24 protein-coding genes are annotated in these 22,402 nt (G+C 61.9%); 8 read left to right on the top strand and 16 right to left on the bottom strand.

Translation table 11 applies throughout. The annotated features are described in order from the left end of the window. Positions 1-181: 181 nt before the first annotated feature. The 7 genes from udk to C482_RS06345 all read right to left on the bottom strand — a co-directional run bounded on the left by udk (position 182) and on the right by C482_RS06345 (position 6,954). A complete protein-coding gene (udk, locus tag C482_RS06375) occupies positions 182-892 on the bottom strand; it encodes a uridine kinase (RefSeq protein WP_049896529.1) in 711 nt (236 codons plus the stop codon). A 26-nt stretch (positions 893-918) separates the two neighbouring features. Continuing rightward, positions 919-1,515 carry an NUDIX domain-containing protein gene (locus tag C482_RS06370; RefSeq protein WP_006166691.1) on the bottom strand — a complete coding sequence of 199 codons (597 nt, stop codon included), beginning with the start codon at positions 1,513-1,515 and terminating at the stop codon, positions 919-921. 25 nt (positions 1,516-1,540) lie between these two features. Then, positions 1,541-2,650, bottom strand: coding sequence for a threonine synthase (locus C482_RS06365; RefSeq protein ID WP_006166690.1), 1,110 nt, complete (start codon positions 2,648-2,650; stop codon positions 1,541-1,543). Between the two features lie 158 nt (positions 2,651-2,808). Further along, the gene (locus C482_RS06360) at positions 2,809-3,768 is read right to left on the bottom strand and encodes a succinylglutamate desuccinylase/aspartoacylase family protein (protein WP_006166689.1); all 960 of its coding nucleotides are present in this window, start codon (positions 3,766-3,768) and stop codon (positions 2,809-2,811) included. A 223-nt stretch (positions 3,769-3,991) separates the two neighbouring features. Then, the gene (locus tag C482_RS06355) at positions 3,992-4,984 is read right to left on the bottom strand and encodes an arsenic resistance protein (RefSeq protein WP_006166688.1); all 993 of its coding nucleotides are present in this window, start codon (positions 4,982-4,984) and stop codon (positions 3,992-3,994) included. A gap of 86 nt (positions 4,985-5,070) precedes the next feature. Next, positions 5,071-6,606, bottom strand: coding sequence for a stage II sporulation protein M (locus tag C482_RS06350; RefSeq protein WP_006166687.1), 1,536 nt, complete (start codon positions 6,604-6,606; stop codon positions 5,071-5,073). A gap of 69 nt (positions 6,607-6,675) precedes the next feature. After that, complete coding sequence (locus C482_RS06345) at positions 6,676-6,954, bottom strand: hypothetical protein (protein WP_006166686.1); 279 nt, start codon at positions 6,952-6,954, stop codon at positions 6,676-6,678. A 133-nt stretch (positions 6,955-7,087) separates the two neighbouring features. Between C482_RS06345 and C482_RS06340 the strand changes: the two genes are divergently transcribed. Further along, entirely contained in the window at positions 7,088-8,293 is a 1,206-nt protein-coding gene (locus tag C482_RS06340) for an MBL fold metallo-hydrolase (protein ID WP_006166685.1), read from the top strand. A gap of 83 nt (positions 8,294-8,376) precedes the next feature. On the opposite strand, the gene C482_RS21760 is transcribed toward C482_RS06340, so the two are convergent. Beyond that, positions 8,377-8,520: a hypothetical protein gene (locus C482_RS21760; protein ID WP_006166684.1), complete on the bottom strand. Its 144-nt coding sequence runs from the start codon at positions 8,518-8,520 to the stop codon at positions 8,377-8,379. A 59-nt stretch (positions 8,521-8,579) separates the two neighbouring features. Here C482_RS21760 and C482_RS06335 point away from each other — a divergent pair, with 59 nt between their 5' ends. After that, positions 8,580-8,828, top strand: coding sequence for a hypothetical protein (locus tag C482_RS06335; RefSeq protein ID WP_006166683.1), 249 nt, complete (start codon positions 8,580-8,582; stop codon positions 8,826-8,828). 11 nt (positions 8,829-8,839) lie between these two features. Here the strand turns inward: C482_RS06335 and C482_RS06330 are convergent, their stop codons facing one another. After that, complete coding sequence (locus tag C482_RS06330; RefSeq protein WP_006166682.1) at positions 8,840-9,244, bottom strand: nuclear transport factor 2 family protein; 405 nt, start codon at positions 9,242-9,244, stop codon at positions 8,840-8,842. A gap of 400 nt (positions 9,245-9,644) precedes the next feature. Here C482_RS06330 and C482_RS06325 point away from each other — a divergent pair, with 400 nt between their 5' ends. Beyond that, positions 9,645-11,483, top strand: a complete 1,839-nt coding sequence (locus C482_RS06325; protein ID WP_006166681.1) for a Rieske (2Fe-2S) protein — start codon at positions 9,645-9,647, stop codon at positions 11,481-11,483. 111 nt (positions 11,484-11,594) lie between these two features. On the opposite strand, the gene C482_RS06320 is transcribed toward C482_RS06325, so the two are convergent. From C482_RS06320 to C482_RS06300, 5 genes are all read right to left on the bottom strand, one after another. Then, on the bottom strand, positions 11,595-12,971 hold the full coding sequence (locus C482_RS06320) for an ABC transporter ATP-binding protein (protein ID WP_006166680.1): 1,377 nt from the start codon (positions 12,969-12,971) through the stop codon (positions 11,595-11,597). Beyond that, on the bottom strand, positions 12,964-14,049 hold the full coding sequence (locus C482_RS06315) for an ABC transporter ATP-binding protein (RefSeq protein WP_006166679.1): 1,086 nt from the start codon (positions 14,047-14,049) through the stop codon (positions 12,964-12,966). The genes C482_RS06320 and C482_RS06315 overlap by 8 nt, the downstream gene beginning before the upstream one ends. Further along, on the bottom strand, positions 14,049-14,993 hold the full coding sequence (locus tag C482_RS06310) for an ABC transporter permease (RefSeq protein ID WP_006166678.1): 945 nt from the start codon (positions 14,991-14,993) through the stop codon (positions 14,049-14,051). Before C482_RS06310 ends, C482_RS06315 begins: the two co-directional genes overlap by 1 nt. Further along, positions 14,990-15,970, bottom strand: a complete 981-nt coding sequence (locus C482_RS06305) for an ABC transporter permease (protein WP_006166677.1) — start codon at positions 15,968-15,970, stop codon at positions 14,990-14,992. Before C482_RS06305 ends, C482_RS06310 begins: the two co-directional genes overlap by 4 nt. 87 nt (positions 15,971-16,057) lie before the next feature. Continuing rightward, positions 16,058-17,722, bottom strand: a complete 1,665-nt coding sequence (locus C482_RS06300) for an ABC transporter substrate-binding protein (RefSeq protein WP_241431890.1) — start codon at positions 17,720-17,722, stop codon at positions 16,058-16,060. 206 nt (positions 17,723-17,928) lie between these two features. Between C482_RS06300 and C482_RS06295 the strand changes: the two genes are divergently transcribed. From C482_RS06295 to C482_RS06290, 3 genes are all read left to right on the top strand, one after another. Continuing rightward, entirely contained in the window at positions 17,929-18,444 is a 516-nt protein-coding gene (locus C482_RS06295) for a DUF367 family protein (protein WP_006166675.1), read from the top strand. Positions 18,445-18,530: 86 nt separating this feature from the next. Then, complete coding sequence (locus C482_RS20325) at positions 18,531-18,680, top strand: 50S ribosomal protein L40e (protein ID WP_006166674.1); 150 nt, start codon at positions 18,531-18,533, stop codon at positions 18,678-18,680. A gap of 315 nt (positions 18,681-18,995) precedes the next feature. Next, entirely contained in the window at positions 18,996-19,712 is a 717-nt protein-coding gene (locus C482_RS06290) for a hypothetical protein (RefSeq protein WP_006166673.1), read from the top strand. Positions 19,713-19,895: 183 nt separating this feature from the next. Here the strand turns inward: C482_RS06290 and C482_RS06285 are convergent, their stop codons facing one another. After that, positions 19,896-20,507 carry an MBL fold metallo-hydrolase gene (locus C482_RS06285; RefSeq protein ID WP_006166672.1) on the bottom strand — a complete coding sequence of 204 codons (612 nt, stop codon included), beginning with the start codon at positions 20,505-20,507 and terminating at the stop codon, positions 19,896-19,898. Between the two features lie 200 nt (positions 20,508-20,707). Here C482_RS06285 and C482_RS06280 point away from each other — a divergent pair, with 200 nt between their 5' ends. Then, entirely contained in the window at positions 20,708-20,890 is a 183-nt protein-coding gene (locus C482_RS06280) for a DUF5786 family protein (protein WP_006166671.1), read from the top strand. Between the two features lie 33 nt (positions 20,891-20,923). Then, positions 20,924-21,631 (top strand): endonuclease dU, encoded by a 708-nt coding sequence (locus C482_RS06275; RefSeq protein WP_006166670.1) that lies wholly within the window; start codon positions 20,924-20,926, stop codon positions 21,629-21,631. Here C482_RS06275 and C482_RS06270 read toward each other — a convergent pair. Continuing rightward, positions 21,628-22,242 carry a DUF192 domain-containing protein gene (locus C482_RS06270; protein ID WP_006166669.1) on the bottom strand — a complete coding sequence of 205 codons (615 nt, stop codon included), beginning with the start codon at positions 22,240-22,242 and terminating at the stop codon, positions 21,628-21,630. The two genes, C482_RS06275 and C482_RS06270, sit on opposite strands and share 4 nt — an antisense overlap. Positions 22,243-22,402: the final 160 nt, after the last annotated feature.

Below are 22,402 nucleotides of genomic sequence, written 5' to 3'. Positions count from 1 at the left end.
AATTAGAGAATATCTGTCTATCTGTGGCACTATTCGAGCTATTGTCGCTGTTCCAGCAGAACGTGACCCGGCTTCTGTCGCACCCCCGATTTTCCCAATACAGTTGCACCGCTCTGCAGACAATCACAGCCGCAAAATGGACGAAATCAGCACCCGATCGTGCGGCGGGTCAGCAACGCGATTACTCGGTTGGGTCCAGCGGCGAAACAGTGGACTCGAGTTCGTCGCGTTCTGGCCGCTCGCTATCCGGCGGTACATCCCGTGTCTCCTCGTGTTCACCACCCAGTTCGGCCTGCACCTTCTCGACGAGCAGGTCGACCGCCATCCGGTTTGCCCCCTCGGGGATGATCACGTCGGCGTCCTTCTTCGTGGGTTCGACAAATCGCTCGTGCATCGGTTTCACCGTCTCGAGGTACTGGTCGATGACGCCCTCGAGTTGCCGACCGCGCTCGGCCACGTCGCGTTCGATGCGCCGGAGGATGCGCACGTCTGCGTCGGTCATGACGTAGACCCGCAGGTCGAGCATCTCGCGGATCGCCTCGTCATGCAGCGAGAGGATTCCCTCGAGGACGACGATATCTGTTGGTTCGACGCGCACGGACTCGTCCTTGCGAATGTGTCGCTCGAAGTCGTACTGTGGCATCTCGATAGGCTGACCCATGAGTAGCGCATCGAGGTGCTCCCGAAGAAGGTCCCACTCGAAGGCGTTCGGGTGGTCGTAGTTGACGTCCGTGCGCTCCGCGCGGTCGAGATGGGAGAGGTCCTCGTAGTAGTTGTCGATTGGAATACGGGTGACGGCCTCGCCGACGGTGTCGGCGACTGTCCGCGCGACGGTAGTCTTGCCGGCACCGGTACCGCCGGCGATGCCGATGGCGAACGAAGGGATACTCATCGTCCGTTGCTGGTCCGTTGCGGTCATTAATCCGGTGATTCGGATTCGACGTGTTGGGCCGACAGTTCGGAGGTTGTGACCACGTTTGTCGGCTGATCAAAAACGGCCGCTGCAGCGCGAAAGCGCTCCTCGTGAACCGGGCGGAACGTTTCCTCTGCCGTGTCGAACTCGCTGGGCGACCAGAACGTAGCGTCGGTCGCGTCGCTTCCCGCGATCAGATCGCCGGTGGCTGCCGCGCGCTCGACCACGTAGTACGTCGTTATCACGTGCTTGCCGTTTCGCGGCGGGAGCGAGACCGCATCGAGAATCTCGAGCGACGAGGGGTCGACCTCGAGCCCGGTCTCCTCGGCGAGTTCCCGCGCCGCAGCGGCCTCGGGTGACTCGCCGATCTCCATGTGCCCGCCAGGAAGCGTCCACTCGCCGACGCCCGGCGGCACGCCGCGTTCGACGCAAAGCACTGCGGACTCGTCGGGGTCGACGACCGCGACGGTCGCACAGGGAACCGGATTGTGCCAGACGACGCGCTCGCAGACAGAACAGTACTTTCGCTCGCGATCCTCGATCGTGGTCGTCTCGAGTGCATCGCCACACTGGGGACAAAACGCCGGCGGTCGACTGACCATCTACGCGGTCATCGGGGATGGGGGTTCAAAGCGTTTTCAGTCCGCTGCCGGTGAGCGGGACGACCACGTCGTCATCTTCGGCGAGCGTGCCATCCTCGCGGAACTGCTGGAGGGCGGCAGGGGCGACGGCGCTCGTCGGTTCGACGTAGAAGCCGTTTCGGTGGAGGCGATCCAGCGCGGCCTCGATGGGATCGTCGCCGAGCGCGATAGCGTCGCCGTCGGTCTCGGTGATGGCTTCGATAAGCTGGTTCTTGCGTGCGGGGAGTTCGATCTGAATCCCATCCGCGATGTCGGTTTCGTCGTGGTCGTCCTCCTCGCCAGTTGGGTCGCCACCGACCGCCTCGACGATGGGGGCGTGGCCGGCCGCCTGCGCGCCGAACAGTCGAGGCATCTCGTCGACGATACCGGCCTCGTTCAACAGCGAGAAGCCGCGATAAGCACCGAGCAGGAGTGTCCCATGGCCGACCGGGAGGACGACCGCGTCGGGGACGGTCCAGTCCCGCTGGGCTGCGACTTCGAACGCGAACGTCATCGTGCCCGCGTAGAACGCGGGGTTCCAGGCGTGGCTTGCGTACCAGCCGTCGCCCGATTCGACCGCCTCGATACAGGCGTCAGTCACGTCCTGTCTGCTCCCCTCGATTCGAACCGGGCGGGCATCGGCGCGCTGGATCGTCATCAGCTTCGACTGCTTGACGTCCGCCGGCACATAGATGTCCGCCTCGAGACCGGCGCGAGCCGCGTACGTCGCGATGGCCGCCCCCGCGTTACCCGAAGAATCCTCAATAATCCGGTCGACACCGAGTTCGACCGCGCGCGAGAGCGTCGTCGTCGCGCCACGGTCTTTGAACGAACCCGTTGGGAAGACGTACTCGAGTTTGAACTGTGCGTTCCACTCGGTGTCGTCAACCAGTGGCGTAAAGCCCTCGTGGAAGGTGACGTGTGGTTCGATCGGGAGGAATTCGAAGAACGTCCAGAGACCGTCGCTCGTGTCGAGTTGAGAGAGGGGGAGCGGGTCGCCTTCGGGATGTGGGCGCTCGGTGAACTCGAGTGCGCGGCCGCACTGGCAGCGCCACGGTTCGTTGGGGCCGGCTTCGTACGTGGTTTCGCACGCGGGGCAGATGAGATTGGATGTCATGTGCGGTGGGTTGTGTGGTCTGGGTAGCGAGTGTGAGTGCTGTCGTATATCTGATCAGTGTGTGAGGGTGAAGTCAGTGTGATAGTGTACTGTAGGTGGTCGAGATAGTGAACATGGTCAGTGGAATCGGTGTGAGTACTTGTTGGCAACCCTAGCAATTAGTAGGAATCGATATCGGTGCCAACCGAACAGACGTACTCGCCGGTGGCGACCTGTGGGAGTCGGCGGGTGCGCCAGAGGATGCCCTCGTTGTCGGCGGTGACGGGTGCTTTGGTCTCGCCGAAGGGAGTCGTCACCTCGAAGAGGGTGTCACCGCGGACGACGCGGTCGCCCAGGTTCTTCTCGAAGCTGACGAGACCGCCGTTCGGCGAGCCATACTGATCGAAGCCGTTGGCGCGAGTCTGGCGCTCGAGTTCGACCGTTCCCTCGAGGAAGTCATAATGAGTAAGCACGTTGAAAACGCCCTCGACGCCCTTCCGGATGCTGGTCTTATCCCAGCCGACACAGCCGCCGAGTTCGGGGTCAATGGTCGGAACTCCCTCGTCAGGGGCGGCACGAGCGAGCTGGCCGTCGGGTCCCTTCTGGTCGAGGACGTAGCCACAGCCGAATGCCTTCGCGAGTTCGAGACACTCCTGGTGGAGGCGGTGGCGCTTGCCACAGCGGACACGGACCTCGTTTAACATACGACTAGTTGAGCCCTGGTGGAGGTCGAGTACAAGATCAGCACGTGACGCTGCCTCGAAGGTAGCGGCGGCGATACGCTCGCTGGAGGTTCCGCTCTCGTTGCCGGGATAGGCACGGTTCATCTTCGTGTCGTCGATCGGGTTCCGGTGTTCTGCGATCTGAAACGCGTGATAGTTGACGATTCCGACGATCAGGATCGTTCCCGAAATCTCTGCGGGATCGAGTTGCGGGACAACCCGTTGTATCACGCCGACACCGTTGAGTTCGTCGCCGTCGCTTACCGCCTGCACGTACAACGTCTTCCCCGATTGTGCGCCGTTGATGACGGCGACCGGCAGACCGATCGGGCTCCCATCCCGGGTCTCGCCGACCTCGAGACGGCCCGTATCGATCTCTCCGGGCCCTGCACTCGCCGTTCCGAGCGTCGTCGTCATGCCCCAGTCGACGGACCGGCCGGTCTTTATACTGTCCTTTGATGTCGACTGTCCGCCGGACTCGACACTCGAGTCCGGTGGTCGGACAGTCCTGTTCTGGACCGTTTCACGGGGGACTAACAGTCGGTGATTGACACCTGGAAGTTGATAATGGGCAATCGACATCCGATATCCGACACCCAGGGACCGACACTCAACACCCGACACCAGTCGGCAAAGCACCCTACTCTACTCCCGTCCCCACGCTCGTACGCGCCCAGCGCGGCCGGTCACGGAGTCGACACAACAATCGGGTGACGACGTGCAACAGCGGTAACTCGAGTAGCGGGCCGATCACGAGTGCCATTGCGACGAGCGGTTCGTGGGGGAACGCGACGACTGCGATGGCGAGGGCGGTCGGCGAGTTGCGTGAGAGGATCGTGCAGGTAAGGCAGACGGTTTCCTCGTAGCTGAAGCCGCCGACAGCACTGACAACGAGCCCAAGCAGGAAGGTGAGTGTGTAGAACGCGAGGACGGGGACGGCGAGCAACGCGAGAACGCCAGGGTTAGCGACGAGAACCGTACTCTGGGAAGCAAACATCGCTGCGATTGCGAGTGCGAGAAAGACTATCTGGACCGGTCCAAACGCGGGAAGCAGCGTCTCCTCGACGACCGACTCGTCGAAGTGGCGGGAAAACGCCACGCGACCGATTGCGGCCGCGCCGAGTGGAATGACGAGGACGAGCAGGATGCTCTCGGCCAGCGTCTCGAGTGGCAGCGTGACGAGTTCGCCGGCAAAGACGGCGAGGTAAACGGGGAGCAAGAGCAACTGCAGCACGAGGTTGTAGGGCAGCAACGACGTTGCGAGGGCCACGTCGCCGTCAGCGAGATCGGTGAAGATGAGATACCAGTCGGTACAAGGCGTGACGAGGAGCATGAGCAGGCCGACCCAGAGCGCCGGCTGGTCCTGCAGGAAGACGAAGCCGAGACCGACCGCGAGCAGCGGGTTCCAGACGAAGTTGATCGCGAGACTCGCGCCGGCGACGCGGCGATTGCCGACGGCCGCATGGAGGTCCGCGAGCGGAATCTGCAGGAACGCACCGAAGAGCATCACCAGCAGAAACGGCAGGATCAACCGATCCGCGATGGAAGGGATACCGGAGAACTGGCCCGCGACAAGCCCACCCGCGATAGCGAGGGCGATGGTAGGCGTCTGGTACCGCTCGAGCGCGTTCACGAACGATCCGTCGGCCGGCGCGCGGTTAAACTGCCTGCATCGCTCTGTTCGGGCTGCTGTGCCGAAATTCCGGTGAACGAAACCGCTCAGAACACCAGGTCCGCGTAGTACGGACTCACGAATCCTTCGATGATACCCGCGACCAGAAGCAGGAGACCGACGCCTACGAGCACCCAGAACGCCCGCTCGAGTTCGTCCGCAAACGCGACTCGCGTCGTCCGCCCGCGGAACGCCCGCCAGCCTGTCAGGCCCAGCGTCACCCCGACCGCGGTCGCGATAAAGATCGCAGGAATCTCGAAAATGCCGTGCGGGACGACGAAAGCGACGAGCTCCATCAGTTCGGCTTCTGTGCGGGCGATAACGCCCATGTAGACACCGTTGAACACCAGCGAAACGATTGCCGGAATAACGAGGGCGATGCCGCTGAACGCCGTCGTGATCGCGACCATCCAGTTGTTCCCGAAGAACTCGAGTGCGGCCGCCGGCGCAATGTGGCCCTCGAGTCGGGCTGCGATCGAGGTCTCGATACCGGCGTCGACCAGCGGTGCGCCAGCGCGCCAGCCGATCCAGAAGCTGGCGATCGCGAGGACAACGACTGCTGCGTGGAGCAGCGGTGTTTCGCGGACGTAGGACACCATTTCACGCCAGCCACGGCTGATACCGCCGCGGAACTGGGTCCAGAGGGGTTGTTCGGGCATTTCCGGCGGCTCGAGTCGGCCGCGGTAGTTGACATACAGCGACATCTTCAGCAGGTCGAGCGCTGGGAGGAGGACAATCATCGTCACGAGCGACGTGAACGCGACGACCTCGACGAGCAACAGGATGCGCGAGATGACCGCGATGATGACGGAGGTGCCGATCCAGAGCACGTAGTAGAACAGCGCGTCGACCGGCCGGGCGCGGATGAAACCGGCGGTGCTCGAAAGCGACTCCAAGACGCCAGCGTCGTCAGCGACGACAGCAACTGGTGCGAACGCGAACAGTGCACGAATCGCGGCCAAGAGTACAACGATGACGAGGAGAGCGAGGAGCACGGCGGGTACAGCGACGACAGACGCACCGGTGACTGCTGTAATGGTCCCGACAGTGGCGACGAGACCGACGGTGGCTGCACCGAGGATGCCGACCCAGAGGATGAGTTCGAGGAGCACCAGCCCAAGCAAGCGCAGCCAGTACCGCCGGGCACCGGCGAGGGCAGCGATCATCCCGCGGTCGTTACGGGTGCGGCCGTAGCAGGCACTCAGCTGTGCCGCCGTCGTGACCGCGTAGAGTACGAACGCGAGGACGACCGTGAGGAGGAGCGACCCAAGGATCAACAGGGCAGTCGTTGGCGTAATCAGCAACTCGATGAGCGGTTCGAACTGGCTGACCCACTGTTCGACGGCTTCCTCGCTGGCCTCGGGACCAGGGACCTCTCCCAGATCTGTCTCCTGGACGAACGAGATGATGGACTCGAGTCGACCGCTGAAGCTGAGATACAGGATCCCGATCAGCGCAGCGATCATGGGAACGACCCGGATGATCGCGGGAAGTGCGGCTCCGAGGAAATACACGGGGAACAGGTCCCCGGGACGACGCCGGAGTGCTGCGACGACGGCGGTGACGGAGTCGGAGAGTGACATCGCTATGGGCCGCCTTCGGACCAGTATCAGTTAAGTGAACCTGTCGGAACCGAACAGCGTGTCCGGCGATCAGTTGAACGTGCGGTCCTCGAACCCGTCCTCGGACTCGGTGTCGTCGCGGTTGCCGGAGAGCCGCGGGGTGAACCCGCCCGTGAGGATAACAGCGACGACGATGAGCGCGGCCGCGAGAACGACGTAGTCAGCGCTTGGCTCGTAGCCGGCAAGGCTGGCTCCGGTCGAGATGACGAAGATCGTGACTGCGAAGACGACGGTTGCGAGCAGGCCGATAACGAGGATCCCGATAACACTCGCGAGAAGCCCCTTCATGATGGACTGGATGGATACCATTGTGGGCCGTTTTGGAGCCACCGTACGTAGTGATTGTGACATCCATTGCGTTTCGTACAGCACAACTGTCGTCGAATCAGCAGCGAGCGACTGCCACGGCGAGGTTTACAGGACTACTCCGCCTACAACCGCTATGGTCACCACACTCTCGGCCGATCGCCTCGCGGAACTGCAAGACGCGGGCGAATCGTTCGCGCTCGTCGACACCCGCCCCGAAGACAGCTACAAGGCCTGGCGCGTCCCCGACGCGATCAACTTCCCGTTCGGCCCAGACGAACAACTCGACGAGAACGGCCAACTCGAGTCGTTCAAAGAAACAGTCGGCGACACGAATCAGGTGATCACCATCTGTGCGAAGGGAATCTCCTCGGGAAATCTCGCAATCCAACTCGAGTCCGCCACGGACGAGTACGAGGTGCAGACAGTCAACGGCGGGATGGAGGGCTGGAGCGGCGTCTACGATCACGTCGACCTGAGTGACGAGATGCCAACGGACGGCCTCACCGTCGTGCAAGTCCAGCGCCGCGCGAAAGGCTGTCTTGGCTACCTCGTCGGCTGCGGCGAGACCGGTGAAGCCGTCGTCGTCGATCCCACCGCTGACATCGACGAGTTCGAAATCGCGGCCGGCAACGCCGGGCTCTCCATCGTCGGCGTCGTCGACACGCACGTCCACGCTGACCACGTCTCAGGCGGCCGGGATCTCGCAAACAGCCTCAACGTACCCTACTATCTCGGCGCACGTGCCAAGGAGCGCGGCGTCGAAGTCGAGTTCACGGCGCTCCAGCGCAACGAGGTCCTCGACGTTGGCAGCCTCGAAGTCAAGGCACTCGCCACACCCGGCCACACCAGCGAGATGATCACCCTCCTCGTCGACGCCACCGCACTCCTGACCGCCGACACGCTGCACGTCGACTCGACGGGACGGACCGAACTCGAGTTCAGCAAAGATAGCGAGGCGCAGCGCGCCTCGGAGGATTCGAACGGTGAAACCGTGAGAAGGGGCGAGGACGGTGCGCGGATGCTCTACGAGACGCTCCACCGGACCATCCTGGCGGAACCCGAACACCTTGCGGTCCTGCCGGGTCACGTGACCGTCACTGAAGAGGGCAAGTTCGAGCACGGCTTCCCAGGAGAACCGATCATGACCACCGTGCGTGCGGCACGGACCGGTATCAATCTGTTCGAACTGGACGAGGAGGCGTTCGTTGAACGCATGGCCGACGCTGGCGAGAAGCCCGCGAACTACGAGGAGATCATCGACCGCAACCGCGGGGAACTGGACCTGCCGCCCGAGGAGCGAGTCGAACTCGAGATGGGGCCGAACAACTGTTCGGCGTGAGTGTGGTGTGACTGCTCGCGCCAAGAGCAAGCGGTGAGTCGTCTCTGAACTGACCGGCGGGGACTCTGGATAATGACTCGACGCTACGACTCGCTGTCACTCGCCTGGTACGGGTCGAGGTGGCGCGTGATCGCAGCGCTCGCCCCGATGGAGGACGTGAGCCCGACGGCGACGAGAAACACCAGCGCGGCCAGCGTCGTGTAGCTGAAGACGAGTTCCGTTACCATGGTGGAGACAGTATGTCTCCGAACTAAAACTTTTGTACCAGAGGATCGTCCGAAACGACATGATCTCCCAGGCGTGGTCTGACCGCATCCACCGGGTACAGCTGTTCCTCGGCGAGCATCCCGCGTTGCGCTGGTTTGCGCTGCCGCTCATCTTCATGGGCGCAGTGATCACTGTGCTCCTCTTGCTCGCGTCGGACGTTACGGCCGTCGAGGCCGGCCAGGTCACCGGCCTCTTTCTCCTCGGGTCTGGCGCTGTCACCGCACTCGGGCTCGGTGCCGAACGTGCGCTTAGAGTTGTGTTCGCCTGAACGAACACCCGTTATCGGGAGTACGTCTCGAGGCGCATCAGGCGCTCTGTCTCGCGGTCGACCGTGAAGAAATCCGCAAACTCGAACAGTTCGCCGGACTCGTCACACACTCGTCCGCGAGCCGCGACCGTGACCGTGAGCTCGTCGGCACTCGAGTTCAAATTCGAGTTCGAGTCCGAGTCCGAGTCCGACTCACGCTCGTGTGCTTCGTCACCTGCGAGGAGCAACTCGAGTTCGTGTGTCGTCTCCGGGTTCGGTCGCTCTTCGCGCATGAACTCGATGAACGCCGCGCGATCCTCGAAGGTGCGGTCAGGCCGGTGCTGGGTGAACGCCGGGGCAAGCACCGTCTCGAGGTCGTCGTAGTCGTGGGCGTCGAGCGCGTCGTAGTAGCGTCGAACCAGGCCGGTGGCGTCCATGGCGGGCTATTCTGGCTGGAGTGTGAAAAGCGTGCGCGCCTGTTGAACAATGCAGCAGGTATTACCGCCCGCCAGAGCGCGTCTGAATATCCCTGCAGAAACTGCTCGAGGAGCCAGAAGCAGACCGCGGCGAAAGTAACGAGCAGCCAGGCGAGCCCCTGCACAGTGCTGTTCAGGACTCCGGATCCGAAGAGGATGAATCCGAGACCGGCGAGGAGAGCGATAGTGTATCCGAACGGCCAGCGGCCCATGGCTGGGTTGGTATTCGATGCCTGAGATGATCGGTGTTCGGAGCAACAGATGTTCAGCATCGCAACGCGATCGAATGTCGAATTATCAGATCAGCTACTGAAATGACGTTCAGCAAACACTTACACGAACACCCGCCGTTATGTCCCCCATGGCAACGACTGACGAAGACCAACCCGACGCTGCGTTCAGTCCAGCCGTCGAACTCGAGGAACTCGAGAAGGCCGGGCGCGAACTGGTAAGCATCGACGCCACACCGCTGGCGATCTTCTACCACGACGGCGAGGTCAAGGCCGTGAACAACCGCTGTCCGCACATGGGGTTCCCGCTCGTCGAGGGGACTGTCGACGACGGCATTCTCACCTGCCACTGGCACCACGCGCGATTCGAACTCTCCTGTGGCGACACCTTCGACCCCTGGGCCGACGATGTCCAGACGTATCCCGTCGAGATCCGAGACGGGACCGTCTACGTGAATCCGAATCCAGAGCGAGACCTGCCACCTGCCGAACACTGGGCCAATCGTCTCGAGACGGCACTCGAAGAGAACCTGCGGCTGGTCGCGGCGAAGTCTGCGATCGGCCTGCAGGATGCAGGCGTCGAACCCGAAGAATCGATCGGGACGACGCTCGCGTTCGGGACCCAGTATCGGGAGTCGGGCTGGGGGCCGGGACTCACGATCCTCGGCTGCATGACGAATCTGCTGGACGACGTTGAGCCAGACGACCGAAAACGGGCACTGTACACCGGTATCCGCCACGTCGCGGACGACTGTGCGGGCGAGCCACCGAGCTTCGACCAGCCCGCCTTCGATACGACGGAGGTCACCTTCGACCGGCTGAAATCCTGGTTCCGCGACTGTGTCGAAGTCCGAGACGCTGACGGCGCGGAGCGCTGTTTGCGAACCGCTGTCGCCGCGGACTACTCGGCAGCCGAAATCGCTGAACTCGTCGTCGCCGGCGCGACGGATCATCCCTACCTCTCGACCGGTCACGTCCTCGATTTCGCGAACAAGGCCTTCGAGAGCCTCGAACGCACCGACTGGGAGCACGCTGATACGACGCTCGCGGCGCTCATCGAACCGCTCGTCACCGCCGCCCGCAGCGACGAGCGGTCCTCGTGGCGACAGCCGAACGATCTGGTCGTACTCCTCGAGGACACCTACGGCGGCAGCGTTACAGAAACGAGCGGACTCGAGTCCCTCGCCGCTGCGGGACAGGCTGCCGACGAGCCGTGGACGCCACCCGCAGACCTCCAGGAAATCCTTCTCGGGGACGATCCCGAAGTCATCGTCGACACACTCGCCGAGGCGATTCGGCAGGGAGCGACGACCGAGGACCTCGCGGGCGAGGTCGCCTACGCTGCCGCGACGCGCGTTGCCCAGTTCGGGACCGCGAACGAATTCAGCGACTGGAACACCGTCCACCACACGTTCAGTTACGCGAACGCAGTCCACCAGTTCGCGCGCCGGACGGACGCCGTCGAGACCTACCGTGGCGTCTTCGACGGCGCGCTCTCGGTCTATCTCGACCGGTTCCTCAACACGCCGCCCGCGCCGATTCCCGCCCCCGGCGAGAACGACACCGGACGCGATCCGGACGCCGTTCGCCAGGCGGTACTCGAGACGTTCGACGCTGAGGGCGAGGTGGACGAAGCGGGTCGGTTAGTCGCCGAGTTCTTCGACTGTGGCGGCGACCCCGCTGACTTACGGCAAACACTCGGCCACGGCTTACTACGCGAGGATGCCGGCTTCCACACGCTCCAGAACGTCGAGGCGGCGTTCCGGCAGGCCGAACTCGCCGCCGACACGACAGTGGATCGGGGGCTCGACTCCGACGAACGTGAGCAGCGCCGGCGCGTGCCGTTCATCGCGATGGCTCGCTATATGGCGGCGCACTTCCCGACACGCCGGGAGGCCGAACAGACGTTTACCATCGCTGCGCGACTCAATCGGGGCGAAGCGATTCACGAGGCTGCAGACGCGAACTGAGGCACAAACGAATTACAGTTATACGAAGGTACAGTGAGGCGGAACGCCGTACACAGGGCGCAGGAACGCCGTACACAGGGCGCAAGAACGCCGTGCGCAGGGCGCAGCTCGTCAGTCGCCCTGAATCGTGCCGCCGCCCTCCGGACCGTACCGGTCGGCGTCGTCGTACCGGACACACTTCGCTGTCTGCTCCGGCGTCACCTGATGCGTCGTGATTTCGCCGCGTTCACAGGGTGATTCGAACTCGGTTTCGATTCGGTCGCGAGCCTGTTCGCGGTCACCCTCGGTCGCCGTCGTGAGGACATCCGAGAGGACGCGTTCGGCCGCCGAATCTGCGAGTGTAGGCGGAATGTCGTAGGACTCACGGAGCGCAGCAGGTGTCGCTTCCTCGTCTTCGCTCGTGAGCGTGAGATCGTCACAGAGCAGGTCCTGCCGGAAGTTCGCGACCGCACGCCAGTGATCCTGATCCAGCTCGTAGCCTTCTGGTTGGACCAGTTTCGGACAGCGCGGGTGAAACCGACAGCCACTCGGCACGTCGACGGGGTCAGGCACCTCGCCGACGAGTTCGATCCGCTCGCGGTCTTCGGTCGGGTCGATCCGCGGGACCGAAGAGACAAGCGCCTGCGTGTAGGGATGCTTTGGATCGTTGATGATCTGGTCGGCCGGCCCGACTTCGACCAGTTCGCCTAGATACATGATCCCGATCCGGTCGCACATGTGCTTGAGCAGGGAGAGGTCGTGACTGATGTAGACCGCCGTCAGTCCGAGCTCCGTCTGGAGCTCCTTGAACAGGTCGAGAATGCTCGCCCGAATCGAAACGTCGAGCATACTCGCCGGCTCGTCGGCCAGCAGGAACGACGGCTTGAGCGCAAGCGCGCGAGCGATGCCGACGCGCTGGCGTTCGCCGCCCGAAAGCTCGCTCGGGTACTCGTCGGCGTAGGCCGCAGCCGGTCGGAGTCCGGCCTGTTCAATGGTCTCGTAGACGCGCGCGTCGCGCTCCTCGCTGGTGCCGACGTCGTGCACGTCGAGAGGCTCTTTGACCCACTCGTAGACCGTGAATCGCGGATTGAGTGACTTGTACGGGTCCTGGTGGATGATCTGCGCCTCACGACGGAACTCGTTGAGTTCAGCACCGCCGACGTCGGTGATCTCCTTCCCGTCGAAGTAGATATCGCCACCCGTTGGTTCAAGCAGTCTTATCGCGCTCTTGCCGAGCGTCGTCTTTCCACAGCCGGATTCGCCAGCGAGTCCAAACGCCTCTCCCTCACGAATACCGAGTGAGACGCCGTCGACGGCTTTGACTGCGTCGTTGCTCTCGCCGTGGAGGATGCGCGAGACGAGTCCCGTGTTGACCGGGAAGTGCTTCTCGAGTCCCTCGACACGGAGCTTGTACGTTTCGTCGTGATCGTCGCCCGCGGTGGCGGCGGTGGTCGACTCGGCGTTGGATTCGGGGTCAGAATCGAGTCCAACTGCGTTCGGATCAGTCATCGAGTCTCACCTCCGCTTCCGCGGCCTGCTCGTCGGCTGTCCCAACCGGTTCACGGTCGCCAAGGTCCTGCTCGCGCCAGGTCTCTTTCTTGCCGGCTTCCGCCTGCAGGTGCTCGATCTCGTCGGCGCGGTGGCACTCGACCTGATGGCCGTCGCCGTAGGACTCGGGTTGGGGCGTTACCTCCCAGCATTCCTCCTCGGCGAACGGACAGCGCGGTGCGAAGCGACAGCCTTCGCCAGGGTCGACAAGCTCCGGCGGCGAGCCGGGGATGGAGATGAGTTCCTGATCGTCGTCGCTGATGTCGGGGAAGGCGTTTCGCAGTCCGAGCGTGTAGGGGTGGCGCGGGTTCGTGATGATCGTCTCGGCGTCCGCGAGTTCGACGATTCGGCCGCCGTAGACCACGGCGATGCGGTCGCAGGTTTCACTGACGACCGACATGTCGTGGGTGATCATGATCATCGCGCTGTTCAGTTCCTCCTGCATCTCTTTGATCGTCTCCAGGATACGGTCCTGAATGACCACGTCGAGCGCCGTCGTTGGCTCGTCTGCGAGCACGAGCGACGGCGAGAGCGCGAGTGCGAGCGCGATCATCGCACGCTGGGCCATCCCACCGGAGAACTGGTGGGGATAGTCGTCGATGCGGTCGGGATCGATCCCGAGATCGTCGAACAGTTCGCGGCCGCGCTCGCGGGCCTCGGCCTTCGAGGTGTCGTCCTCGTGGTGTCTGATCACTTCGACGATCTGGTCGCCGACAGTGTAGACAGGGTCGAAGCCGTTCATCGCGTTCTGCGGAATCATCGAGATTTCCGACCAGCGGATCTGGCGTCTGAGCTCTTTGTCGGAGAGCTCGGTGATCTCAGTTCCGTCGAACTCGATGGAGCCGTCGACGATCTCGGCATTGTCCGGCAGCAAGCGAATGATCGACTTCGCAAGTGTCGTCTTCCCGCTGCCACTTTCGCCGACCAGACCGACAGTCTCGCCGCGCTCGATCGACAGCGAGGCGTCGTCCGTCGCACGAACCCAGCCGTCGTCGGCACCGTAGTACGTCTTCAGTCCGTCAATATCGAGTAGCGTCATTATTGGTGGTTGAGTTCAGGGTTGACCTCTTTCTCGAGCGTGCGGCCGATGAAGAACACCGACATTACGAACAGCATGATGCAGATGCCCGGTGGGAAGACCCACCACCACGCCTCGCGGATCGCGTTCGCGGTGTAGACGTTGTAGATCATCTCACCCCACGAGAGCATGTTCGGATCGCCAAAGCCGAGGAACGAGAGGCTGGCCTCGGCGATGACTGCCCACGCAACTGCGAACGCCGCGTACAGGAACGTCAGCGGCAACACGTTCGGCAGGATGTGGCGGTACATGATCCGCACGTGGCCGGCACCGATGGCCTGTGCACTCTCGACGTACGGTCGTTGCTTGTGGCTCAACACCTGCGCTCGGATCACCCGCGCCGTCGAGCGCCACAGAATCAACACGATCGCCACGATGATGTTGACGATACTGCTGCCCAGGACCGCCACGAGGACGATCGCGAACGGCAGGAACGGCACACCGTAAACGATGTCGGTGATCCGCATCAGCACGTCGTCGACCCAGCCGCCGAAGTAGGCGCTGATGAGGCCGACGTTCGTACCGATGAAGACAGCCATGAACGCCGCGAGACTGCCGACGATCAACGTCACGCGCGTCCCTGCGATAAGCTGGGACAACACGTCCCGACCCATGTCGGTCGTTCCGAGGGGGTGCGCTACCGAGGGGGACTCGAGTCGGTCGCCGACTGCTCGCTCACCCGGATCGTACGGTGCGAGTCCGGGTGTCGAAATCGTGAAGTCAAAGAGCTCGATCGTGTACGGTCGAGCGAAGATCCCGATGAAGATGAACAGCGCGAGGATCGCCAGCCCGATCTGCCCGAGTCGGTCGCCTTCGAATACCTCGAATCGCTGTCGGAGCGATGCGAATCGCTCGCCGATGCTGGTCGTCGTGCTGTCGATCGGTGACGGTTGTTCGGTGCTCATTCGTACTCCACCCTCGGATCGAGGTAGACGTAGGCGAGGTCAGCGACGAAATTCATGATGATCACGACCGATCCCATGAGGAAGAACGCCGCCATCGCCAGCGGATAGTCGTTGTTGTTTACCGCACTCACCATCTCACGACCCATTCCTGGCCAGTTGAAGACGGTCTCGATGACGACCGAGCCACCCATCGCAGTCCCAGTCGCGATTGCTGCAACCGTCACGATCGGCAGGATCGAGTTTCGAGCGGCGTGCTTGTACAGTACCGTCCGCTCTGGCAGTCCCTCCGCCTTCTTGATCTCAATGAAGTCGGCGTTCAGAACGTCGAGCATCGTCGAGCGCATGAGCAGCGTCGGCGTCGCCAGATAGGCAATCGCACCGGTCAACGCCGGCAGGAACAGGTGGTGCAGGAAGTCAAGCGAGCCGTACCGGGCGACGAAGCCGCCGCCGAGCTCACCACCCGTCGTGCGCATCCCACTCGAGGGGAACCAGCCGAGCCAGAAGACGAACACGGACAGGAGGACGATGCCGACCCAGAACTCCGGCGAGGAGCGGGCCACGAGCGTCACGATGATGCCACCGCGTTCGAACCGCGAGTCGCGCCACCAGCCCATGAGGGCACCGAAGGTGATGCCGATGATGTAGGCGAAGATGAGCGCTGTCGCCATCAGGACGATCGTGTTCATGAACCGGACAACGATGATGCTGGTCACCGGATCGTTGTAGATGAACGACTGGCCGAAGTCGCCGGTCAGCAGCTGGCGAACGTATTCGATGTACTGCACGTGGAGGGGTTCGTTTAAGCCGAGCTCTGCGATCCGCTGTTCGCGCTGTTCGGGTGTCATGCCGTCCATGATGAACATGGATGTCGGATCGCCCGGCATCATTCGAAAGAGAACGAACAGGAGCGTAAAGAACGCCCAGAACGTGACGACGAGCTGGAGACACCGTCTCACGACGTAGGCTCTCAGTCCCATCGGTCACCACACCCAGTGTCGCTAATGAATATCATGTATCGTATCGTATAGTTGTTAAATACAGTAGTGGAGGGTCGCGTCGATCAGTTACTGGTCTTCGCCGTAGTGGAGTCGACCGTCGTCGTTCCAGCCGTAGCCACCGTTTGCGAGTTCCTGACGTGCGGCCTCTAAGTCCTCGTTGAACTGCTCGACGTCGGGATTGTGCCAGAACTCGTTGTGCTCGGAGATGGTCGAATGCGTCACTGTCCCCATGCCATCACGGATGAACTCGACGTACTCCTCCTTCGGGACACCGTAGGAGAGTGCCCGGCGAATGTGGCGGTCGCCCAACGGTTCGCGGCGCATGTTGTACTCGATCATCGCGTACCCGATGGCCTCGAACTCGGCGAGATCAAGGTCGTCGTCATCTCTGACACGATTGACGGCCGTCGGCTGTGGCACCGCACCAACCATATCGAGCTGACCGGCCTCGAGATCGTTGACGAGCTGTGCGGTGTCTGCACCGGGAACGCGGATGAGGTTGTCCGCGTTCGGTGCCTCGAAGTGGTCGTCGAACGCCGATAGCTGCAGTTCGGCCTGGCGCTCCCAGTCAACGAACTCGAACGGGCCGCTGCCGGTCCAGTTCTCGTCTTCGAAGTCGACGAGCTCGTCAGGATCGACATCGCCCCAGATGTGTTCAGGGAAGATGTACACCTGTCCGAGGACGTTTGCCACGAACGGCGCGTACTCCTCTGCGAGGTGGAACGTAATCTCGTTCCCCGAGGTGTCGATCTCCTCGATATCCTCGACGAGCGAGCTGTAGGTCGGCGAATCGGCGTAGAGTTCGTAGGTGAACGCCACGTCGTCGATCGTCACTGGCTCGCCGTCGTGGAAGGTGTGGCCGTCCTGAATCTCGACGGTGTAAGTCATGCCGTCGTCTTCGATGACGGGGTCGTCTGCCGCCAGCCACGACGTCGGCATCCCGTCCTCGCCGATCCGGTAGAGTTGATCGTAGAGAAGGCGGACGAACTGCCGGTCAGGCGTCGCCAGGTCCCGCATCGGGTTCAGCGAGATGATCTCGGACGGGTAGCCAAAGCGGACCGTGTCGTCGCCCGTCGGCGTCACCGACGTCAGGTTCCAGAACGAGTTCAGCCCTTCACCGAGCGTCGGATTGATGTCGGTGACACGGGAACTCGCGTACGGCTCGTAGCCGCCTTCGTTCGCGATGTACGTTCGCGGTTGATCCTCCGCGATGATCTCCTGGGCCTCGTAGACAGTCTGCTGGCGCTCGTCTTCGTCGACCTGCGTCACCTGCAACTCCGCCAGTTCGTCGTAGTCGGGGTTTTCGTACCCCGGCGTGTTTCGACCGCCCTGGTCTGTCGTCGAGGAATGGTGCATATCGAAGATGAACGTGTGCGGGTCGATCCGCTCCGGCGTACCACCCCAGCCGAGCAGTGACGCGTCGAAGTTCTGTTCGACGACCACCTGATCAACGTGCGCGGTGAACTCCAGTTCCTCAAGATCGACATCGAAGCCAAGTTCTTCCCAGTTGTCGGAAACGATGTCTGCGAGTTCGTTACGGAACGGGTTCGTACCGGCCGTCGGTGCGACGAGGTGAATCTCTGGGACTTCGTCACCGAGATTCTCCGCACCCTCGACATCCGACTCTTCGTTCTGACTCACACAACCTGCGAGACTGGTCGTCAATCCCGCTGCACTTGCAGCCCCAACACCCTTCAGCACCGTACGTCGCGATTTGCTATCGTCTCCCATTCTACAGCAGTACGTCTAATCAAAGATATATAAAGGTGTGTGATTCAAAAACAATAGGACTAGTAGCACACCACATACAAACGTTTCACATACTAATCGATAGCTACATATTCACAATAAGAGGAAGTTGTAATTAGCAATTCTTACAGATTTCTGATTCGGTCACACGAGGAACCTTCTTATATAGTGGGCGGCAGGTGTGACTTGTGGAGTGTCACGTCTACTACGAGGGTGACGACGACCCCAAGAAGTGCACCGCGTGCCGACTCGAGAAGTTCGACGAGGCGACGCTCTATCGCACAATGCAACAGGTGCCGTACGGCGTCGTGCTTAACCCCCACGCCGAGCAAGCGCTCTCGCCAGCCGACGCCGACGACGGATTGGGCACGCTCGTGGCCCTCGACTGTTCCTGGGAGTCAGCAGAGGAAGCGGCGTTCAAGATGAACGGCGTTCACCGGGCACTCCCCTTTCTCGTTGCTGCGAACCCGGTTAACTACGGCCGCCCGTTCCAGCTGACGACCGTCGAAGCGCTCGCCGCTGCCTGCTGTATCTTTGACGACTGGGACCGCGCCGAGGAACTGCTCTCACACTTCCGATGGGGAGAAACGTTCCTGACGCTCAACGAGGAACCGCTGCGTCGGTACAGCGAGTGTGCCGACTCCACCGAGGTCGTCGCCGTGCAAGAGGAGTATCTTGCTGCCAGCGAGGATGACGGTACCTGACGCTGGCGAGTCCGAAACCATGAGCGAGTCCACACCCGGCGCACAGGACCACAGCGGTTATATGCACCACGGGCCAACGGAGCGACATGCCAAGTTTCGACGCCGCCGAAGACCGGATGCTCAACAAGATGATCTGCATGCGCTGTAACGCACGCAACTCCGCGGAATCAACGCGTTGCCGCAAGTGCGGCTACAAGAACCTCCGTCCGAAGGCCAAAGAGCCACGCGCAGCATAATTCACTCGTCTGGTTTGGCCACGCTACCTCGTGGCCGGTGGACGACCCGTTTCTACTCCGCTTCCGACGCCGCTTAGTTGCATCTTCCTCAACCTGCTCGGGAACATACTCCACGCGACACGCCGTACCCGAACTGACTGAACCGATTCCAAATAGCCATTGCTTATTATGGATCATCAGGCTCTACAGCGAATCACCGGGATCTGTTACGAATCAAAGGGACTAATTATATCGATTATCATTCACAGCCATGGATAGATCAACTTCCATGAGTGTACAGCTCGATAACTGGTCCGGACGACGGAGGGCAAACTGATGCACCCGCTGCTCGTCGACGCGCTTCGACTCGAGTTCGAATCGAGCGCCTACAGTGTGATCGAGCTGCTCCCGTCGTTGCTTGCGGCGATCCTGTTCGTTGCAGTTGGCATCTACGCTGGTCGCAAGATCCAGCCGGTCGTGAGCGACGCTGCACAGCAGGCCGGTCTGGACGACCACGTCCGGGGAACACCGTTTGGAACACTGGTTCCAGACGACACAGCAGCAGTCTCGCGGGCAGTTGCCGTCCTCGGAAAGTACTACGTCGTCCTGCTTGCCGTGTTCGCCGCTGGGTCACAACTCGAGTTGCAGTTCGTCACGACCTGGAGTGAGTATCTCCTCATCACCGTTCCATCAGTCCTCATTGGCATCACTATCCTCGTCGTGGGTGTCTTCGTTGCCGACGCCGTCGGCGATATCGTCCACCAGTCGGGGCCGGTCCAGTCGTCCGGATACGCCTCTCTCATCGCTGGGTCGACGACGGCGCTCGTCTACTTTGTCGCTGCAGTCATCGGCCTCGACATGATGGGACTCAACGTCGCCATCCTCTACACGTTCGGGCAGGCGTTCGCGTTCGGTGCCGGCCTCGCCGTCGCCCTCGCCATCGGTATTGCGTTCGGGTTGGGTGGAAAGGAGTACGTCGAAGCCAACGCCGACGACTGGTTCGACGGGACCGAGAAGTCCACTGCCGATCCAGCCCCTGCAGCTGACGACTGAACCGGTTCCCAGAACCACAACTCGCTATTGTTACCGCCGGGTCGTGATTGGAGCAAAGCACGGGGACGAGCACTGCGGTTGTACCGGTAACGACGGACAGCAGTTCGTATGAGCGTGTCGAGAACGGACTCGGCGCTGAGACGGACACAGAAACGAAAGCGGCCGACGCGAGGAAATCGTCGGTCAGTTGTCCGGATACTTCGGCTCGCGCTTCTCGGCGCGCTCGAGTGCCGTCTCGACGACGTCGCGAACGTCGCCGTGGAAGACGTTGCCGTGGCCTGCGTACATGTGCTCGACAGTGTCCGGGAACTGCTCGAGCAGCTGTTCGATACTCTCGATGAGCTGTTCGCGGGACTGGCCAGCCATGTCGGTGCGTCCGAAACTACCGTAGTCGAACGCGCCGTCGTCGTGGACAACCACGTCGCCCGAGAACAGCGTCGTCTCCGAGACGAACGAGACGTGATCGTCCGCGTGTCCCGGCGTGTAGACCACGTCGAACGTCTCGTCACCGATCTGGACCGTATCGCCGCCGTCGATTGAGTGATCTCGCTGTGGGTGGTGGTTGTAGGCGTACACCGACGGATCGAACGCCTCACAGACCGCATCGAGTTGACTCACGTGGTCGCCGTGCTGATGTGTCAGAACGACAGCGTCGAGGGCGTCCGTGTGCTCGCGGATCGCATCGACGACGCCGTCCCACGCGCCCGCATCGACCAGGGTTGTCTCCTCGCCGACCGCGAGAAATGCGTTACACGTGAACGTCTCCGCGTCTTCGGTGACGTGGTGTACCTCCATAGGAGTGTACTCGAGTGCCGGGATGAAAATCGTGCCGTCTGATTCCGTAGACCGATTGGCCAAGAGTGCGGTCACGTGATCGGCCAAAAGCCGGGAATCATGCCGCAGTGGTTCTTTCGAGCCTATTTCGCACAGTACGTAAACGAATATAAACGGGTGACCACGGAATTTTTGAATGCCGGGGTCCAAGGAGTTACTGTATGGGATTCGGAAGCTACGACGAATCCGAACAGCAGGAAGTGGACGCTGATTTTAACGAGGATGACGCCGTAAAATCAGGGGAGAACAGCCACGATGGAACGATCGAGTTCGAAAACGGGGCATCGAGTGACGAGCTTCTCGACCGTCTCAAGGATATCAAGGACGAAGGCGACGACGGCTAACGCCGGACTCGATTTTAATCGCAGGCAGCACCGATGAAAGCCGGGGTACGGGCGCTGGGCATCGCCGAATCGTACCGCGGCCGGCGTGAGCACGAGCGACGAGAGCAGTGCCGACGAGGGCGGTGTCAGTGTGCTCGGGACGCAGCCAGTGACAACGATAGCCGCGGAAACGGCGACAGCGGTGGAAGCGACGACAACACTGGAGTCGTCCACCGAAGCAAGAGCACTCTGGCTGGCGCTGTCGTCCGCGCTGATCGGGTCGTCGATGGTCTCGCCTACGGTAATTGCACGGTCGGGGGGATCGACGCGACTGACGCTGTGTGCTCACTCCTCGCGACCGCGTGTCGGCCCGATGTTCGGTACGTTCTGCTCGGTGCCATCGCCCCGGCATGGTACAATATTCTCGACCTGTCACGGATCCAGGAGGCCGCCGAGCGGCCGGTCCTCGTAGTTACCTTCGAAGCGAGTCCCGGACTCGAGGACAACCTGCGAGAAGCGTTTTCAGGCGAGGTGCTCCAGCACCGACTCGCGGTCTATCGGAGGCTGCCGCCACGAACCGAGGTGACGGTTAACGACGAAACGGTCTACGCCCGGTGGCTCGGCTGTGATCGCGAAGAGGCTGTGTCCGTGATTCGGGCGTTCACACCGGTTGGCGGGCGGCCGGAGCCGATTCGCGTCGCGCGACTCGCGGCTCGGGCTGGTGATTCGTACAGGCAGTCTCCGAAAGACGATCACGACTAAGATGCCGGCACTGCCTCGTCGAGGTCGAACACCAGCACGTCGCCCTCGCTGACGCCGTGTTCTTCGGTCCATTCGTAGACCACTTCGAGGACGTACTGCCCGCGCCCGGGATACTGGTGGTCGGCACCGTCCTCGTCTGGCCCGGGTTCGGGCGCGTGGTGAATGTCGGTGATCGTACCCTCGTCGTCGGCATAGATGATGTCGATGCCGTAGTTCATGTCGGGCATGTGGAAGACGCGGTCGTCCATCTCGTCGAATACGAACAGCATGCCGTCCGTCGGCGGCAGCATCTCGGTTCCGCTGAGTCCCTGCAAGGTCTTTTGTGGCGTATCGGCGATGAGCGCGGTGACAGACGCGAGTTCCGCCCCGTCCGGGCTCTCCACGCGAACCTCGGTCAGCTCGTAGTCACCGTGTATCGTCACGCCGTCGTCAGTGGTCGTGGTGGCGTTGTCCCCGGTCGAATCAGCATTGCCACCGTCATCTTCGGACTGTTCCGTCCCAGAACCGTTAGTTGACTCGGGTTGATCGCCAGCGTCAGCATCGAGACAGCCAGCGACTGCACAGACGCCAGCGACGCCAAGCAGGTGTCGTCGAGACCACTCCCAGGGCATACGATGGTCGACACCAGAGCGGAGTAAGTGAGTTCTGTTTGTTCTCAGAGGAGTTTCTGAATGAGCTTGTGGTGGTTCGACTCGAAAGAAAGTGCAATGGATCTACAGAGAATCGTTCAATGGTACCACTGATCACACCAAGGGAACAGTTACGTATCCA

The organism is Natrialba chahannaoensis JCM 10990, from assembly GCF_000337135.1.
GTDB lineage: Archaea > Halobacteriota > Halobacteria > Halobacteriales > Natrialbaceae > Natrialba > Natrialba chahannaoensis.
Note: the sequence above shows the minus strand (reverse complement) of the source record. Positions and strands in the feature narration are given on the sequence as shown.